This is a genomic window from Pseudomonas oryzihabitans NBRC 102199 (genome assembly GCF_000730625.1).
GTDB classification, from domain to species: domain Bacteria; phylum Pseudomonadota; class Gammaproteobacteria; order Pseudomonadales; family Pseudomonadaceae; genus Chryseomonas; species Chryseomonas oryzihabitans.
The window spans coordinates 490,042-505,831 of the sequence record NZ_BBIT01000005.1 but is presented as its reverse complement, the minus strand read 5'-3'; the positions used below and the strand labels follow the sequence as shown (position 1 = coordinate 505,831).

The following is a 15,790-nucleotide window of genomic DNA, read 5'->3' as shown; positions in this document are numbered from 1 at the left end:
GCGGCCTCAGCCGCGTCCGCTGCCCAGTTCCGGCAGGCCATCGCTCAGGCAGACGCGATTGCGCCCGCCGCGCTTGGCCGCATAGAGCGCCCGATCGGCGTCTTCCAGAAGCCCCAGGCCGTGTTCGAGATTGCTCGGCACGGTCACCGCGACGCCGACGCTGATCGACGGCCGCAGGCACCCCTGCTCGGTCTGCAACTCCAGCCCTGCCACCTCCTGGCGGATGCGCTCCGCCAGCGTCCGGGCCGCCTGCTGGTCGCTCCCGGGCAGGGCGATGACGAATTCCTCGCCGCCATAGCGTGCCGCCACCTCCCCCGCCCGCTGGACGTGCCTGCGCAGCACCTCGGCCACGCACCTCAGGCATTCGTCGCCCAGGGTGTGGCCGTGGGTGTCGTTGACCGCCTTGAAATGATCGATGTCCACCAGGAGCACCGCCAGCGGCCGTTCGGCGCGGATGGCGCGGCGGATCTCCTGCTGGAAGACCCGTTCGAAATGCCGGCGATTACCGAGCCCGGTCAGGGAGTCGGTCTGGCTCTGGTGCAGCAGTTCGCGATTGAGCCGCTCGAGACTGGCCTTGGCCTGCTGCAACTCCACGGTGCGCAGCGCCACCCGCAATTCCAGTTCGACAAAGGAGGCTTCGCGCTCCCGGGCCAGGGCGCTGGAGGCTTCCAGCGCCTGCCGCTGCGCCTCGATCCGCGCCCGGCGTTGCAGACTCAGGCCTTCGGTGAGCCCCAGCGACAGCATCACGAAGCCCAGGGCGAAGCCGGCCATCTGCCCGTGGAAGGCCGGACTGTCGGCGGGCAGCCAGCCGGCGATCGCCAGCAGCTGGATCGAGCTGCCCAGCAGCAGCAGGGCCCAGGCGGCGCTGAACCACAGCGCCATGCGGCTGCCGCGCAGCGCCAGGTAGGTGGTGGTGCCCAGCAGCCCCAGGCAACTCAACGCCATCATGCCGAGCATTTCCTGGAAGCTCAGCAGATGCGGCCAGATCAGCGTGATGACCAGCGCCACGTTCCAGTAGCCGATCAGCAGGCGATTGCCGAAGTCGATCCAGCGGCCGCCGTGATAGAGGCTGAGCAGATAGCGCACGAACAACCCGCCACTCAGAAAGCACAGGGCGGTAAAGACCAGGTGGGCACGCAGGGCGAAGGCCGGACTCTCCGGCCAGAGCTGCCAGGCGCCGTAGCCGGTGGTGACCGCCTGATAGCCGATGACGCTGAGCAGATAGAGGGCATACCAGCCAAAGCCCGAGCGGCGGCCAAAGCCCCACAGGGTGAGGGTCAGCAAGAGGATGGTGACCAGGCAACCGAAGAAGCCGCCGATCAGCCAGGCATCCTGCTGCGCCTCGCGCAGATAGGCGGCCGGGGTCACCAGCCGCAGCGGCAGGACAAAGGTCTCTCGCGAATCCAGCCGCAGGTAGACCTCCTCCACCGCACCGGCGGTCGGCGCCAGGGCGAACATCAGCTGACGACCGGGCAGTGTCCGTTGCGAGGCCGGCAGGGCCAGGCCGCTCTGCTGCAGCGGACTCCAGTGGCCATCGGCATCGCGGGTGCGCAGGTCCAGGCGATCCAGCACCGGCCAGCTCGGAATCAGCCACCAGGCCTGGTCGTCGCGGCCCTGGATGGCGAAACGCAGCCAGAGGCCCTGGCGACCGTCGTGGAGCAGCATTTCCAGTTCATCGGGTGCATGCCAGCCGTCCTCGCCCCCGCGTGGGCGGGCGGCGGCCTCGGCAAAGGTCAGACTGGCTGGCGCCTTGAGGATCTCCAGCGCCGGTCGCGGATCGTAGCTGCGCCCCAGATCCTCGAGCCGCAAGACCTGCGCCTGGCCGTCGAGGGCGATCAGCAGCCATACCAGCAGGTGCAAAGCCCGATTGCGCCCACCGGCGCACAGGGCGGCCAGGAATCCATTCATGGGGCGGCATCCACAGCCTGAAGGAAGGAAAGGCTACGGTGGAACCCGCGGCCTAGAAGAATAGCGTGGTGATAGCATAACGCCACCAACCCCCTTCCTGCCAAGGGATTTCTGACCGCGCAAAGGGACCTGGTCACCTTGCAGACCCCGTGGCATTACCCTGCCTGGAAAGCCCTCATGCGAGGTGCTAGCGGTCGCCGAGCGCCATGTTGGGCAGGGCTGCCAGCGGCCGCACGAAGCGGAAGGGAATGGAGACCATTTCACCACCTTCGTGGGCCTGAACCACGAAGTGCAGGTGGGGACCGGTGCTGCGCCCGGTATTGCCCGACTCCGCGAGGGGCGTGCCGACCTCCACCCGCTCGCCAGGTCGCACCTTGACCGACCCGCGGCGCAGGTGCAGATAGGCGCTCTGGCTACCGTCCTCGTGGGCGATGCGCACGAAGTTGCCGGAGGGATTGGGACCATGGCCGAACTGGCCGTTTTCCACGTCGATCACCGTGCCGGCACGGGCGGCGCTGATCGGGGTGCCCTCGGGCATGGCGATGTCCACCGCATAGCGCCCCTTGGGCGTGTTGTGGCTGAAATCGCCACCCGCGCCCTGGGTCACGTAGTAGACGCCCTGGCGCCAGGGCCAGGCGTAGCCATAGCCGATGCCGTTATCAACCCCGCCCGGCGCACCGGTCGCCAGCGCCGGCAGGGAGCCGACCGGCAGCTGCGGACTGTAGCTGAAGGCCTGGTCGAAGTGCATGGGAAAGCCCTGCTGCCGCTTGCGGATCACCGCCAGCTGCACCGTGGAGCGCGGCTCGATGACCTGGCGGATGGGGCGCTCGGCACCGGCCACGTTGACGGTGCGCTGCAGGCGCAGTTCGACCCGCACGGGCACGTCGAAATCGTTGCGGACCTCGAAGATGCGGCCTTCACTGGCATAGCGCACCTTGAGCTTGACCTGCCCCTTGCGGGCCGGACTCTTGGCGGAGGTCTTGGTCAGGGTCGCCTTTTCGGCGGCCGGCGCGAGGGCGGGCACGGCCAGGGCGAGGCTCAGGCAGGTGATCAGGGCGGTCAGGCGTCGGTCCATGGCATAGGGCCACCATGATGGGCAAGGACAGAACCTAACAAAGCCGTGCAGACTGGGCGATGGCCAAACCACGGCTTTGTGAAGCCGCTGGCAAAGCATCGTCGCGAATAAAAAAGCGTGGCACTCAGATCCCTGTGCCACGCTGCCACCGATCGGACGGTAGTTCAAATACAGGCCTGATGGTTCAGGCAGGTAAGCCAAGCGGCGGGTGTTCTGTGCGACACTCCCGCAAGAGGCAGGTTTTCGGCGTGCAGAGGGATCACCCCGGGCGCGCCCGATGCTCCGGCCATAGTGCTGCAGGTTAGGCCCTGGCACCTGGAGCCGGCCCAACCGAAACGGACAGCTGTTATGCAGGAACAGACAATCGACCCGACGCGGAGCGTGGTGGCGGATGCCCCCGTCCCGCCCGCCGGGCCGCTGGTATCCCAGCTCGGCACCTTCGCCCATGGCCAGGTGTGGCCGCCGCACGTGCACGATCAGGCGCACCTGATGTACACGGTCAACGGCGTGCTGGAGGTCACCACCCACGAAGGGGTCTGGTACGTGCCGCCCAAGCAGGCGATCTGGATCCCGCCGCGCATCAAGCACCAGGCGCGGGCCAATGGCGAAGCCACCCTGCAGGTGGTGATCATCGCCCTGCCGAGCGGCCTGCCCTGCCCCCAGGCAGCCACCCGCATGGTGCTCATCTCGCCGCTGCTGCGCGAATTGCTGCGCTGCCTGAGACGCGGCGGCGCCGCCTACGGCGAAGCCGAGCTGGGCAGTCACGTACGGGCGCTGATGCTGGCGGAACTGGTGTTTCTCGAAGAGACCGCGCTGCACCTGCCGGCGCTGGCCGACCGGCGGCTGCGGACCATCCAGACCAGCCTGCACGCCGATCCCGCCGATGACACGGCACTGGCGACCTGGGCGCAGCAGCTGCACCTCTGCTCGCGCAGCCTGGCCCGACTATTTCTCAAGGAGACCGGCACCAGCTTTTCCACCTGGCGCCAGCACACCCGGCTGATGCTGGCCCTGCCGCGGCTGGCCGCCGGCGAACCGGTGACCCGGGTGGCCCTGGATCTGGGCTATGCCTCGCCGTCGGCCTTTACCCGGATGTTTCGCCGGGTGCTGGGGGTCTCGCCGAGCGAGTACCTCGACGCCCAGGGCTGACGTCAGCCGCTCAGGGCCCGCCGACGGCGAAGTTCGGCAGGCTGTCCACCGCCTGGGCGAAGCGGAAGGGAATGGATTCGACCGCCTCGCCGGTGTTGCGCTGGACCACGAAGTGCAGGTGGGGCCCGGTGCTGCGCCCGGTGTTGCCCGAAGACGCCAGCGGCTGGCCAGGGCGCACCCACTGGCCTTCGGCGACCTTGATCGAACCGCGCTGCAGGTGCAGGTAGACGCTCATGGTGCCGTCGTCGTGGAGGATGCGCACGAAGTTGCCGGAGGGGTGGTTGCCGCGCCCGTCCTGGTCGTTCTCCACCTCCACCACCTGGCCGGCGCGCGAGACCACGATGGGCGTGCCCTCGGGCATGGCGATGTCCACCGCATAGCGACTCTTGGGCGTGTTGTGGCTGAAGCCGCCACCGGCGCCCTGGCTGACGTTGAAGGGACCGCCCAGCCAGGGCAGCGGATAGGCGAAACCGGAGGCGAAGACCGGGGTGGCGCTGCCCATCAGGGTGGTGAGCTGCGGGGTATAGCGCTGCGGACGGCCCGGATCGGGTGCGATCAGGGTCGCCAGGCGGGTCAGGCTGCGCGCCGGCAGCACCTTGCGGATGGGCGCCTCGCCCACCCCGCTGACGTTCTGCAACGCCGAGAGGCGCAGGGTGACGGTCACCGGCAGGAAGCTGTCGTTGCGCACCTCCAGCACCGTGCCGCCGGCATAGTGCCGCGGCTGCAGCTTGACCCGCTGGTCGAGCCGCTCGATGGGATCGTCGCTGAAGGTCATCACCTTGGCGCCCTTCTGCGCCTTGTCGGTGTAGGTGACCACGCCGTTGGCATCGACGTACTTGTAGATGGGCGCCGCCAGCGCGGGACCTGAGAAGGCGAGCGACAGCAGCAGCAGGCGACAGGCGAGGGGCATGGGCAGGGCGTCAAAAATCCGCAGTGTCTCAGCGCGAAGCAGTCTCCGTGCCAGGCCCTTCATCGCGCCGCCCCGCCCTAAGCGCCCGGCACGTAGTGCCGCTGGGCGGTGCCCTTGGCGATCAGTCGCGACAGGTAGTCGAGCTTGGCCGGGTCCCGGTCGATGAAGCGGAAGTTGACCTGCACCCACTCGCTGGCCGGCGTCGCTTCCACCGCGCTGAGGGAATGCAGATAGCCATTGAGGCGCGCCACGTCATTGCCGTCTTCGCCCTGCTCCAGGTCGAGCACGGCGGTTTCCAGGATCTGCGGCAGCGGATCGCCACGGCGCACCACCAGCAGGGCTTCCTTGATGCTGATGGCCTTGATCAGACAGGCCATGCTGGCGTTGGGCAGGCGCAGCTGGCCCTGACCGAAGTTGGCGGCGGGCTTGCCACGGGCGAGTGGCGGCGGCGCGCTGCCGGTGAGCAGGGCGGCACTGGAGGCGGCAGCCGGCGCCGCGACCGGTGCGGCGGTGGGCTGGACCACGTCGCTGCGGCCGGCGGTCAGGGCACCGAGGGAATCATTGGCGAAGCCGGTGGCCGGGCGCGGCTGGGCGCCGGCCTGCAACTCGGCGAGCTTGCCGGTGCGCTGCAGGGCCTTCTTGACCTTGGCCGCCAGCTGTTCGTTGGAGAACGGCTTGCCCATGTAGTCGGACACGCCGGCCTGGATGGCCTGGACGACGTTTTCCTTGTCGCCGCGGCTGGTGACCATGATGAAGGGCACGCCCTTGTGGTCCGGCTGGGCGCGAAACCAGCTCAGCAGTTCCAGACCGGTCATGCCGGGCATTTCCCAGTCGCAGAGGATGAGGTCGAAGCGCTGCTTGCCGAGCAGCGTCTGGGCGCGGCGACCATCGGCCGCCTCGTCCACCGTCAGCCCGGGAAACAGGTTGCGCAGGCCCTTCTTGATCAGATCGCGAATGAAGGGCGCGTCATCCACCACCAGTACGTTCAACTTGCTCATCGGTCACTCCATGCCAAGTCTTCCAGCATAGCAGGCGGGTTCGGCACGCCACCCGGGGAGTGACCGGGCGGATCATTCGCGCGACCGATTGACCTCTTCGGCCATGCGCTTGAGGCCCATGTGCCTTACGTCGGTACCCTGCACCAGGTAGATCACCAGTTCGGCGATGTTGCGCGCATGGTCGCCGACCCGCTCCAGGGAGCGCAGCACCCAGATGATGCTCAGCACCCGCGAGATGGAGCGCGGGTCTTCCATCATGTAGGTAGCCAGTTCGCGCAGGGCGGACTTGTATTCGCGGTCGATCAGCTTGTCGTACTGGGCCACCGAGAGGGCCAGCTCGGCGTCGAAACGGGCGAAGGCGTCCAGCGCCTGGTGGACCATCTTACGCACCTGCTCGCCGATGTGGCGGACCTCGACGTAGCCGCGCGGGGCCTCGCCGTCCTCGGTCAGCTCGATGGCGCGACGGGCGATCTTGGAAGCCTCGTCGCCGATGCGCTCCAGGTCGATCACCGACTTGGAGATGCTGATGATCAGGCGCAGGTCGGAGGCCGCGGGCTGACGGCGAGCGAGGATGCGCAGGCATTCCTCGTCGATGCCGCGCTCCATGATGTCGATCTGGTCGTCGATGGTGCGCACCTGGCGCGCCAGCCCGGCATCGGCGTCGATCACCGCGCGCACGGCGTCGCTGACCTGCTTTTCCACCAGACCGCCCATGGCCAGCAGGTGGCTGCGGACCTCTTCCAGTTCGACGTTGTATTGCTGGGAGATGTGCTGCGTGTGGCCTTCTTTGTTGATCATGCTGTCAGTCCTGCCTGAGAGGAGCGAGTCGCCGGGTGGGGCACCGGCCTGCCTGGAACTAGCCGTAGCGGCCGGTGATGTAGTCTTCGGTCTGCCGCTTCGCCGGGTTGGTGAAGAGGGTGTCGGTGTCGCCGTGTTCGACCAGCTGGCCCATGTACATGAAGGCGGTGTAGTCGGAGACCCGCGCCGCCTGCTGCATGTTGTGGGTGACGATGACGATGGTGTAGCGCTGTTTCAGTTCGTGGATCAGCTCCTCCACCTTGAGGGTGGAAATGGGGTCCAGCGCCGAACAGGGTTCGTCGAGCAGGAGCACATCGGGCTGCACGGCGATGGTGCGGGCGATCACCAGCCGCTGCTGCTGACCGCCGGAAAGGCCCAGGGCCGACTCGTGCAGGCGGTCCTTGACCTCGTCCCACAGCGCCGCACCGTGCAGCGCCCATTCCACCGCCTCGTCGAGCACCCGCTTCTGCTTGATGCCCTGGATGCGCAGGCCGTAGACCACGTTCTCGTAGATGCTCTTGGGAAAGGGATTGGGCTTCTGGAACACCATGCCCACGCGCCGCCGCAACTCGGCGATCTCGGTGCCGCGGGCATAGATGTTCTGGCCGTCGAGCAGGATCTCGCCGTCGATGCGGCAGTCTTCCACCAGGTCGTTCATGCGATTGAAGCAGCGCAGCAGGGTGGACTTGCCACAGCCGCTGGGGCCGATGAAGGCAGTGACCCGCTGCCGCGGGATCTCCAGGGCGATGTCGTGCAGGGCCTGCTTCTTGCCGTAGAACAGATTGAGCCGCGGCACCGACAGGGCCACGCCACCTTCGTTCGCCGCAGGCTGGGCGCTGGCCGCGTAGGCGGCGGCGGTTCTGAAGATGGAGGAATCGGAAGGCATGGGGTCTCCTCGGCCGCGGGCGCTAGTCTTCCAGCAACCGGTACTTTTCGCGCAGCCGGTTGCGCAGGAACACGGCGGACAGGTTCAGCCCGGCGATCACCAGCACCAGCAGCAGCGCGGTGGCATAGACCAGCGGGCGGGCGGCTTCCACGTTGGGGCTCTGGAAGCCGACGTCATAGATGTGGAAGCCCAGGTGCATGATCTTCTGATCCAGGTGCAGATAGGGGTAGTTGCCGTCCAGCGGCAGCGAGGGCGCCAGCTTGACCACCCCCACCAGCATCAGCGGCGCCACCTCGCCGGCGGCGCGGGCCACGGCCAGGATCAGCCCGGTCATCATCGCCGGACTGGCCAGCGGCAGCACCACCTTCCACAGCGTCTCGGCCTGGGTCGCGCCCAGCGCCAGGGAGCCCTCGCGGATGCTGCGGGGAATGCGCGCCAGGCCCTCTTCGGTGGCGACGATCACCACCGGCATGGCGAGGATCGCCAGGGTCAGCGAAGCCCACAGCAGCCCCGGGGTGCCAAAGGTCGGCGTGGGCAGGCTGGCCTGGAAGAACAGCTGATCCAGGGAGCCCCCCAGCACATAGACGAAGAAGCCCAGGCCAAAGACGCCATAGACGATGGCCGGCACCCCGGCGAGGTTGTTGACCGCGATGCGGATGGTGCGGGTCAGCGGCCCCTGGCGGGCGTATTCGCGCAGGTAGATGGCGGCGATGACGCCGAAGGGGGTGACGATCACCGCCATCAGCAGGGTCATCATCACGGTGCCGAAGATGGCCGGGAAGACGCCGCCCTCGGTGTTGGCCTCGCGCGGATCGGCGCTGAGGAATTCCCACAGCTTGCTGCCATAGAAGCCGAGCTTGGCGCCCAGGCCCATGGCGTTGGGCTGGTAGGCGCGCACGATGCGCGACAGATTGAGTTCCAGGGTGCGGCCCTCGACGTCGCGCAGCACCACGCTGTCGCGGCGGCGCTCCTGGCGCAGGCTGGCCAGTTGGTCTTCCAGGTCGCCGTAACGGGCTTCGAGCTCGGCGCGGCGGGCGGCGAGATCGGCCTGGGCAGTAGCGTCGAGACGACCGTCCAGTTCCAGGCCGCGGCCCTCCAGGCGCAGGCGCTCCAGGGCATGGTTGACGCTGCCGATGTCCTGCTTTTCCAGGCGCTCCAGCTGGTCGCTCAGGTCGCGGGTGCGCAGCAGGCGGCGCTGCAGCTCGGGCACGGCCGCGGCGCCCTTGGCCACTTGGCGTCCCGCTTCGCGCACCTCCAGCGCATAGCCGTAGAAGTTGCCCCATTCGCGGCGCTCCAGCACCAGGGCATCGGCCGGGGTCTGGCGATCTTTTAGCCAGTCGCCGACCAGCCAGACGAAGTCGCTGCCATAGAGGTCGCGATTGCCCAGCTTGAAGAGTTCGCGGGTCAGGGTTTCGCCGCTGTCCGCCGGCAGGGTCACTCCGGCGCTGTGCAGCCGCTCGGCCGGTATCGTCTCCTGGTCCACCACCTGGCCGAGCACCAGGCGCGCTTCCAGGCCCGGCGGCGTGTAGCGCGCCTGCACCACCTCGGCCGGCCAGAAGTGCGCCAGGCCGCGCACGGCGAGGATGCCGATCAGCCCCAGGGTCATGAGCACGGCGATGGCCACGGCGCCGGCGCTGAGCCAGACCCCGGGCGCGCCGCCGCGCAGCCAGACGCCCAGGGAGCGCCGCGGCCGGGCGCCCTGCCCCGGCGGCGCGCCAGCGCTAGAGGGCCGCATATTTTTTCCTCAGCCGCTGGCGGATCAGTTCGGCCAGGGTGTTCATCAGGAAGGTGAAGCTGAGCAGAACCAGCGCGGCCAGGAACAGCAGGCGGTAATGGGTGCCGCCCACCTCGGATTCGGGCATCTCCACGGCGATGTTTGCCGCCAGGGTGCGCATGCCCTCGAACAGGTTGGCATCCATGATCGGGGTGTTGCCGGTGGCCATGAGCACGATCATGGTCTCGCCGACGGCGCGGCCCAGGCCGATCATCAGCGCCGAGAAGATGCCCGGGCTGGCGGTGAGCAGCACCACCCGCACTAGGGTCTGCCAGGGGGTGGCGCCCAGCGCCAGGGAGCCCAGGGTCAGGCTGCGCGGCACGCTGTAGATGGCGTCTTCGGCGATGGAGAAGATGTTGGGGATGACCGCGAAACCCATGGCCAGGCCGATGATCAGGGCGTTGCGCTGGTCGTAGGCGATGCCCAGGGTCTGGCTCAGCCAGAGGCGCAGGTCGCCGGCGAACAGCAGCCCCTCCAGCCAGGGACTGAGCCACAGCGCCAGGGCGGTGGTCAGCAGCACCACCGGCAACAGCAACAGGCTTTCCCAGCCTTCCGGGAGGCGCTCGCGCAGCGTCAGCGGCAGCCGCGACCAGCCAAAGCCCGCGGCGAGGATGGCCAGCGGCAGGAGCAGCAGCAGGCTGAACAGCCCCGGCAGGTGATTTTCCACGAAGGGCGCGAGGAACAGCCCGGCGAAGAAGCCGAGGATCACCGTGGGCAGGGCCTCCATCAGCTCGATGACCGGCTTGACCGTGCGCCTCATGCGCGGCGCCATGAAGTAGGCGGTATAGACCGCCGCGGCGATGGCCAGGGGCGCGGCGAACAGCATGGCGTAGAAGGCCGCCTTGAGGGTGCCGAAGGTCAGCGGCGCCAGGCTCAGCTTGGGTTCGAAGTCTGCGGTGGCGGCGCTGGACTGCCAGACCCGGGCCGGCGCCTCGTAATTCTCGTACCAGACCTTGCCCCAGAGCGCCGACCAGGAGACTTCCGGGTGCGGATTGTCCAGGCGGAAGCCGAGCAGCCGGCCATTTTCCTCCAGCAGCAGCTGATCGGCACGCGGCGACAACGCCAGTACCCCGCCAGCGGGGGCGATCTGCTCGCGCAACAGGGTACGCCCGGCGGTGCTGTGGAAGACCCCCAGTTCGCCCGTGGTATCCAGCGCCACGAAGCCCTTGCGGCGCTGCTCCGGCACCAGCTGGACGATGGGCGCGGTGCCCAGCTGGAAGCTGCGGATATGTCTTAGCACCGGCTCGCCGTCCTGGCCGCGGACCATGAACCACTGGCCAATGCCGCCCTTGGCGGTACCCACCAGCAGGGACACGCCGCCCAGCAGCTGGGCACTGGCGGTGACCTCATCGTCGGCCGCGTCGAGCAGCTTGTAGTGGCCGTTGAGACTGCCGTCGCGGAGATCGAAGACATCCGCCTGGGCGCGGCCGTTGAGGGCATAGAGCCAGTGCCCGCGAGGGTCGAGGTAGAGCGCCTTGGCCGCGGTGTTGAGCGGTCCGAGGGAGAGCGAGGTACGCATGGGAGCGGCCGCGCCACCGGTCACCGGCGCCGCCAGCCCGGTCAGGCGCAGGGCGGTCACGCGGTTGCCCTGGGCACCGGCCAGCACCAGCAGGTCCTCGTCACCGGCGATGGCGACCCGTTCCAGGGCGCTACGGGAGGCGCCCAGGTCCAGTGGCTCGCGCCCGTAGGGAAAGTCCAGTTCCGGGGTGATGACCCGGTTGCCCTGGGGATAGCGCGAGACATAGCGCTTGTGCGCCACCAGCACGCGACCATCGGACAGGCCCAGGGCGATCAGCCCGCGCGGGGCGTCCTGGGCCTGGCTGCTGATGGTGACGCCGGGCGGCAGCGGCAGGCGCTCGCGCATGACCGGCTGGCCGTCGGCCAGGGTGAAGAAAGTGGCCTCGCCAGCCTGGGACAGATGCAGGCCGAGGCGATCCTGCTCGTCGATGCCCAGCAGCAACGGTGCCCCGGCGGCCGCCAGCCAGTCGGGCTGGGGCAGCGGCTGGGCCTCGAGGCTGGCGCCGCGAAGCAGCGGCAGCACCACATAGGCCAGATAGAAGAAGATCAGGGTGATGGTGGCCAGCACGGCCAGGCCACCGGCCAGCACCGCACCCCGTATCAGGCGATCCTGCAGGGCCCGCCAGCGCCGCCGCCGGCGCAGTGCAGGCGTGTTGAAGTCCAGCCGAGCGGGGCCGCGAGGATCGGGCGGGGACGGGGGTACCGGGGATATCATGGCGCAGAGCCTAATCACGTCGTGTGACAGAAAGGTTACAGCGAATGGACGGCCCGAGGCGCTACGCCCGGGACGGGCGCAGGGCGCCAGGCGCTCAGTAGCCCAGGGTCTTCAGGGCCTGCTGCACCACCGCCGCCGGCAGGGGGATGTAGCCGTCCTTGACCACGGCTTCCTGGCCGCTGCGCGAGAGGATCAGCCGCAGGAATTCCCCCTCCAGGGGATTGAGCGGACGATTGGGCGCCTTGTTCACATAGACGTAGAGATAGCGCGCCAGGGGATAGCGCCCGGACAGGGTGTTCGCCTGGTTGTCCTCGACGAAATCGGTGGTGCCCTGGCGTGCCAGCGCCAGGGTGTGGACGCTGGCGTGCCAGCGCCAGGGTGTGGACGCTGGCGGTCTGGTAGCCGATGCCCGAGTAGCCGATGCCCCCCAGGGACTGGCTGATGGCCTGGACCACCGAGGCCGAGCCAGGCTGTTCGTTGACGTTGGCGCGGAAGTCGCCACGGCACAGCGCCGCTTCCTTGAAGTAGCCGTAGGTGCCCGACACCGAATTGCGGCCGAATCTCTGGATCGGCCGCCTGGCCCAGTCGCCGGTCAGGCCCAGGTCGCCCCAGGTCTTGAGTTCGTGCGGACCGCCACAGAGCCGGGTGCTGGAAAAGATCGCGTCGACCTGCTCCAGGGTCAGCTGGCGCAACGGATTGTCCTTGTTGACGAAGATCGCCAGGGCATCGATGGCCACCGGCACCGCGGTGGGCGGGTAGCCGAAGCGCTGCTCGAAGGCCTGTAGCTCGGCGTCCTTCATCTTGCGACTCATGGGGCCGATGCCGGCGGTGCCTTCGGTGAGCGCCGGCGGCGCCGTGGACGAGCCGGCCGCCTGGATCTGGATATTGAGGTTGGGATACTCGCGCTTGTAGCTCTCGGCCCAAAGGGTCATCAGGTTGGCCAGGGTGTCGGAGCCCACGCTCGACAGATTGCCGGAGATCCCGCTCACCTTCTGGTAAGCAGGGATGGCCGGGTCGACGCCCTCGGCTCGAGCGGTCGTGCCACCGAGCGCCAGGGCGAGCGCCACAGCGGTCAGCGGACCTTTGATGTCCATGCCGGATTCCTCGCGGGGATGGGAGACGGGCCTGGGCCGGCGACGCTCAGGCGCAAGCCGGCACTCGAGGCTCTGTACGAAAGATTGCCGAGCGAAGGTCAGGCAAGGCGAAAATCAGTGAGGAAGCGGACCGAGCTCGCGAACGAGTTTACGAGGGGTAAATGAGCATTCCGAGCTGATTTTCAACGCAGCATCACCGAGCGCAGGCATTTTTCGTACAGAGCCTAGGCGCGCATTGTGACGGATTTATGAGCGAGTGCCAGCCGAGGCGGCAGGTTCGACTAGGCTGCAAGAGGGCCGGCGCTGCACCACCCTGGCGCACGCCCGGTCTCCGGCCCCGCCACGACCGCCCAGGCACGCGGCCCGCGCGGACCGGACCGTCATTTGCATAGCTAAGCATTCATCTCAGTGCAGAGGAACGCACCATGGCCCAGGCTCTTCCGACGTCCTCCTCCCGCGCCGACGTGGCCCCCGCCAGCACGGTCGCCACGCCCTCGCGGGCCAAGCTGATCGCCGCGGCCAGTCTCGGCAACGGCCTGGAGATGTTCGACTTCACCGTCTTCAGCTTTTTCGCCGCCATCATCGGCCAGCTGTATTTCCCTTCGGATACGCCCTACGGCTCCCTGCTGATGGCGGTTGGCGTCTTTGGCGTCGGCTTCGTCATGCGCCCCCTGGGCAGCATGGTGCTGGGTGCCTATGCCGACCGCCACGGGCGCAAGCAGGCCATGCTGCTGACCATTTCGCTGATGGGCCTGGGCAGCGCCCTGATCGCCTTCACCCCGACCCACGCCCAGATCGGCATCGCCGCGCCGCTGATCCTGCTGCTGGGGCGCCTGCTGCAGGGCTTTTCCGCCGGCGGCGAGATCGGCGCCGCCACCACCCTGCTGCTGGAATCGGCCAGCCCCGGCCGGCGCGGCTTCCATGTCAGCTGGCAGGTGATCAGCCAGGGCGGCAGCGCCCTGCTCGGCGCCGGTCTGGGCGCCCTGCTCACCCGCAGCCTGTCCGAGGCCGAGCTGCATGCCTGGGGCTGGCGCATCCCCTTCCTGGTCGGCTTGCTCATCATCCCGGTCGGCCTCTATATCCGCCGCCAGGTGGACGAGACCTGGAGCGGCGCCGGCACGGTCGAGGGCGGCCCGGTGCGCGCCTTTCTGCGCGAGCATCCGCGGCGCTTCGGCCTGGGCCTGCTGATCGTGATGTCGGCGACCCTGCTGACCTATCTGATGCAGTTCTACATGCCCACCTACATGACCCGCATCGTCGGCCTGCCGGCCACCAGCGCCTACCTGGCCGGGGTGGCCTCCAGCGCCGTGCAGATGGCCGCCGCCCTGGCCGCCGGGCTGCTGCTGGATCGCTTCGGTCGCTACAAGCCGGTGGCCCTAGTCAGCCTGGCGGTGGCCCTGCTGGGCATCTACCCGGCCTTCGTCTGGCTGAACGATCCCACCACCCAGGGCCTGGCCTTTGCCGCCCGCTTCGTGGTGATCACCGCCATGAGCGTCAACATGACCGCCGGACTGCTGCTGATCCTCGCCGGCCTGCCGCGGCCGGTGCGCGCCACCGGCCTCGCCATGACCTACGCCCTGGCGGTGACCCTGTTCGGCGGCACCGCCCAGTTCATCGCCACCTGGCTGATCGGCGCCACCGGCAGCCCGCTCGCCCCGGCCTGGTACCTGATCGGCATGCTGCTGATAGGATGGCTGGCACTGCTGAGCTATCCCGAACGCCACCTGGATTGAGAGAGATCGCCATGAGCCTTGCCACCGCTGCGGATCAAGACGCCACCGCCCGTCATATTGCCGGCTACCTGCCGGACATGGTCGCCCTGCGCCGCGACATCCACCGCCATCCCGAACTGGGTTACCAGGAACAGCGCACCAGCGACCTGGTGGCCGCCGCCCTCGCCGGCTGGGGCTACGAGGTCCATCGCGGCCTGGGCGGCACCGGGGTGGTCGGCACCCTGCGCGCCGGCAGCGGCAGCAAGGTGCTGGGTATCCGCGCCGACATGGACGCCCTGCCGATCCTGGAGACCACCGGCCTCGACTACGCCAGCCAGCACCCGGGCCGCATGCACGCCTGCGGTCACGACGGCCATACCACCACCCTGCTCACCGCCGCCCGCTGCCTGGCCGAGACCCGCGCCTTCGACGGCACCCTGCACCTGATCTTCCAGCCGGCCGAGGAAGGCCTGGGCGGCGCCCTGAAGATGATGCAGGACGGCCTCTTCGAGCTGTTTCCCTGCGACCAGGTGTTCGGCCTGCACAACATGCCCGGCGTGCCCACCGGCAAGTTCTGCTTCGTCGACGGCGCCGCCATGGCCTCGTCCGACACCGCCCTCCTGCGCATCCGCGGCCAGGGCGGCCACGGCGCGGTACCGGACAAGGCGGTCGATCCCATCGTCGCCAGCGCGGCCACGGTGATGGCGCTGCAGACCGTGGTCTCGCGCAACGTGGCGCCGCTGGACACCGCGGTGATCACCGTGGGCAGCATCCACGGCGGCGAGGCCTCCAACGTCATTCCCGATGCGGTGGAGATGAAGCTCACCATCCGCGCCTTCCAGGACAGCACCCGCGACCTGCTGGAGCAGCGCATCGGCGCCCTGGTGCGCGCCCAGGCGGAAAGCTTCGGCGCCACCGCCGAGCTGGACTATCAGCGGGGTTATCCGGTGCTGGTCAACCACGACGGCCCCACCGCCTTCGCCCGCCAGGTGGCGATCGAGCACTTTGGCGCCGAGGCCCTGCACCCCTTCGCGCCCATCCCGGCCAGCGAGGACTTCGCCTACATGCTGCAGCAGGTGCCCGGTTGCTACCTGTTCGTCGGCAACGGGCCCAGCGCCAACCTGCACAACCCGGCCTACGACTTCAACGACGCCCTGCTGCCGGTGGGCGCGCGCTACTGGGTCAAGCTGACCGAGGCCTTCCTCACCGCCTGAGGCCCCGCCCCGCCGGCCCCCTCACCTGGGGTGCCGGCG

General features: G+C 68.6%; 11 protein-coding genes and 1 pseudogene. 3 read left to right on the top strand and 9 right to left on the bottom strand.

The features are described 5' to 3' along the window. Positions 1 to 6: 6 nt before the first annotated feature. Together POR01S_RS08635 and POR01S_RS08630 are read right to left on the bottom strand one after the other, a co-directional pair. Positions 7 to 1,908 carry a sensor domain-containing diguanylate cyclase gene (locus POR01S_RS08635; RefSeq protein ID WP_042135188.1) on the bottom strand — a complete coding sequence of 634 codons (1,902 nt, stop codon included), beginning with the start codon at positions 1,906 to 1,908 and terminating at the stop codon, positions 7 to 9. 187 nt (positions 1,909 to 2,095) lie between these two features. Next, entirely contained in the window at positions 2,096 to 2,983 is an 888-nt protein-coding gene (locus POR01S_RS08630) for a M23 family metallopeptidase (protein ID WP_042135186.1), read from the bottom strand. Between the two features lie 348 nt (positions 2,984 to 3,331). Here POR01S_RS08630 and POR01S_RS08625 point away from each other — a divergent pair, with 348 nt between their 5' ends. Continuing rightward, positions 3,332 to 4,132 carry a helix-turn-helix transcriptional regulator gene (locus POR01S_RS08625; protein ID WP_052382643.1) on the top strand — a complete coding sequence of 267 codons (801 nt, stop codon included), beginning with the start codon at positions 3,332 to 3,334 and terminating at the stop codon, positions 4,130 to 4,132. A 10-nt stretch (positions 4,133 to 4,142) separates the two neighbouring features. Here POR01S_RS08625 and POR01S_RS08620 read toward each other — a convergent pair whose 3' ends face one another. From POR01S_RS08620 to POR01S_RS08590, 7 genes and pseudogenes are all read right to left on the bottom strand, one after another. Then, on the bottom strand, positions 4,143 to 5,042 hold the full coding sequence (locus tag POR01S_RS08620; protein WP_042135184.1) for a peptidoglycan DD-metalloendopeptidase family protein: 900 nt from the start codon (positions 5,040 to 5,042) through the stop codon (positions 4,143 to 4,145). Positions 5,043 to 5,119: 77 nt separating this feature from the next. Further along, positions 5,120 to 6,040 (bottom strand): response regulator, encoded by a 921-nt coding sequence (locus POR01S_RS08615; protein ID WP_042135183.1) that lies wholly within the window; start codon positions 6,038 to 6,040, stop codon positions 5,120 to 5,122. Positions 6,041 to 6,112: 72 nt separating this feature from the next. Beyond that, positions 6,113 to 6,838 (bottom strand): phosphate signaling complex protein PhoU, encoded by a 726-nt coding sequence (gene phoU / locus POR01S_RS08610; RefSeq protein WP_007161478.1) that lies wholly within the window; start codon positions 6,836 to 6,838, stop codon positions 6,113 to 6,115. A gap of 58 nt (positions 6,839 to 6,896) precedes the next feature. Next, complete coding sequence (gene pstB / locus POR01S_RS08605; RefSeq protein ID WP_027598089.1) at positions 6,897 to 7,724, bottom strand: phosphate ABC transporter ATP-binding protein PstB; 828 nt, start codon at positions 7,722 to 7,724, stop codon at positions 6,897 to 6,899. A gap of 22 nt (positions 7,725 to 7,746) precedes the next feature. After that, positions 7,747 to 9,459 carry a phosphate ABC transporter permease PstA gene (pstA, locus tag POR01S_RS08600; RefSeq protein ID WP_042135180.1) on the bottom strand — a complete coding sequence of 571 codons (1,713 nt, stop codon included), beginning with the start codon at positions 9,457 to 9,459 and terminating at the stop codon, positions 7,747 to 7,749. Continuing rightward, a complete protein-coding gene (locus tag POR01S_RS08595) occupies positions 9,446 to 11,731 on the bottom strand; it encodes an ABC transporter permease subunit (protein WP_042135179.1) in 2,286 nt (761 codons plus the stop codon). The genes pstA and POR01S_RS08595 overlap by 14 nt, the downstream gene beginning before the upstream one ends. Positions 11,732 to 11,825: 94 nt before the next feature. Then, positions 11,826 to 12,825: pseudogene (locus POR01S_RS08590) on the bottom strand (PstS family phosphate ABC transporter substrate-binding protein). 425 nt (positions 12,826 to 13,250) lie between these two features. Between POR01S_RS08590 and POR01S_RS08585 the strand changes: the two are divergent. Then, positions 13,251 to 14,558, top strand: coding sequence for an MFS transporter (locus POR01S_RS08585; protein ID WP_042135177.1), 1,308 nt, complete (start codon positions 13,251 to 13,253; stop codon positions 14,556 to 14,558). Between the two features lie 11 nt (positions 14,559 to 14,569). Continuing rightward, complete coding sequence (locus POR01S_RS08580) at positions 14,570 to 15,751, top strand: M20 aminoacylase family protein (RefSeq protein ID WP_074583461.1); 1,182 nt, start codon at positions 14,570 to 14,572, stop codon at positions 15,749 to 15,751. Positions 15,752 to 15,790: the final 39 nt, after the last annotated feature.

Bases quoted from the DNA above. Each gene is read 5' to 3' on its own strand.
- pstA (WP_042135180.1), bottom strand. From the start codon at position 9,459: ATGCGGCCCTCTAGCGCTGGCGCGCCGCCGGGGCAGGGCGCCCGGCCG.
- phoU (WP_007161478.1), bottom strand. From the start codon at position 6,838: ATGATCAACAAAGAAGGCCACACGCAGCACATCTCCCAGCAATACAAC.
- POR01S_RS08580 (WP_074583461.1), top strand. From the start codon at position 14,570: ATGAGCCTTGCCACCGCTGCGGATCAAGACGCCACCGCCCGTCATATT.
- pstB (WP_027598089.1), bottom strand. From the start codon at position 7,724: ATGCCTTCCGATTCCTCCATCTTCAGAACCGCCGCCGCCTACGCGGCC.
- POR01S_RS08615 (WP_042135183.1), bottom strand. From the start codon at position 6,040: ATGAGCAAGTTGAACGTACTGGTGGTGGATGACGCGCCCTTCATTCGC.
- POR01S_RS08585 (WP_042135177.1), top strand. From the start codon at position 13,251: ATGGCCCAGGCTCTTCCGACGTCCTCCTCCCGCGCCGACGTGGCCCCC.
- POR01S_RS08630 (WP_042135186.1), bottom strand. From the start codon at position 2,983: ATGGACCGACGCCTGACCGCCCTGATCACCTGCCTGAGCCTCGCCCTG.
- POR01S_RS08635 (WP_042135188.1), bottom strand. From the start codon at position 1,908: ATGAATGGATTCCTGGCCGCCCTGTGCGCCGGTGGGCGCAATCGGGCT.
- POR01S_RS08595 (WP_042135179.1), bottom strand. From the start codon at position 11,731: ATGATATCCCCGGTACCCCCGTCCCCGCCCGATCCTCGCGGCCCCGCT.
- POR01S_RS08625 (WP_052382643.1), top strand. From the start codon at position 3,332: ATGCAGGAACAGACAATCGACCCGACGCGGAGCGTGGTGGCGGATGCC.
- POR01S_RS08620 (WP_042135184.1), bottom strand. From the start codon at position 5,042: ATGCCCCTCGCCTGTCGCCTGCTGCTGCTGTCGCTCGCCTTCTCAGGT.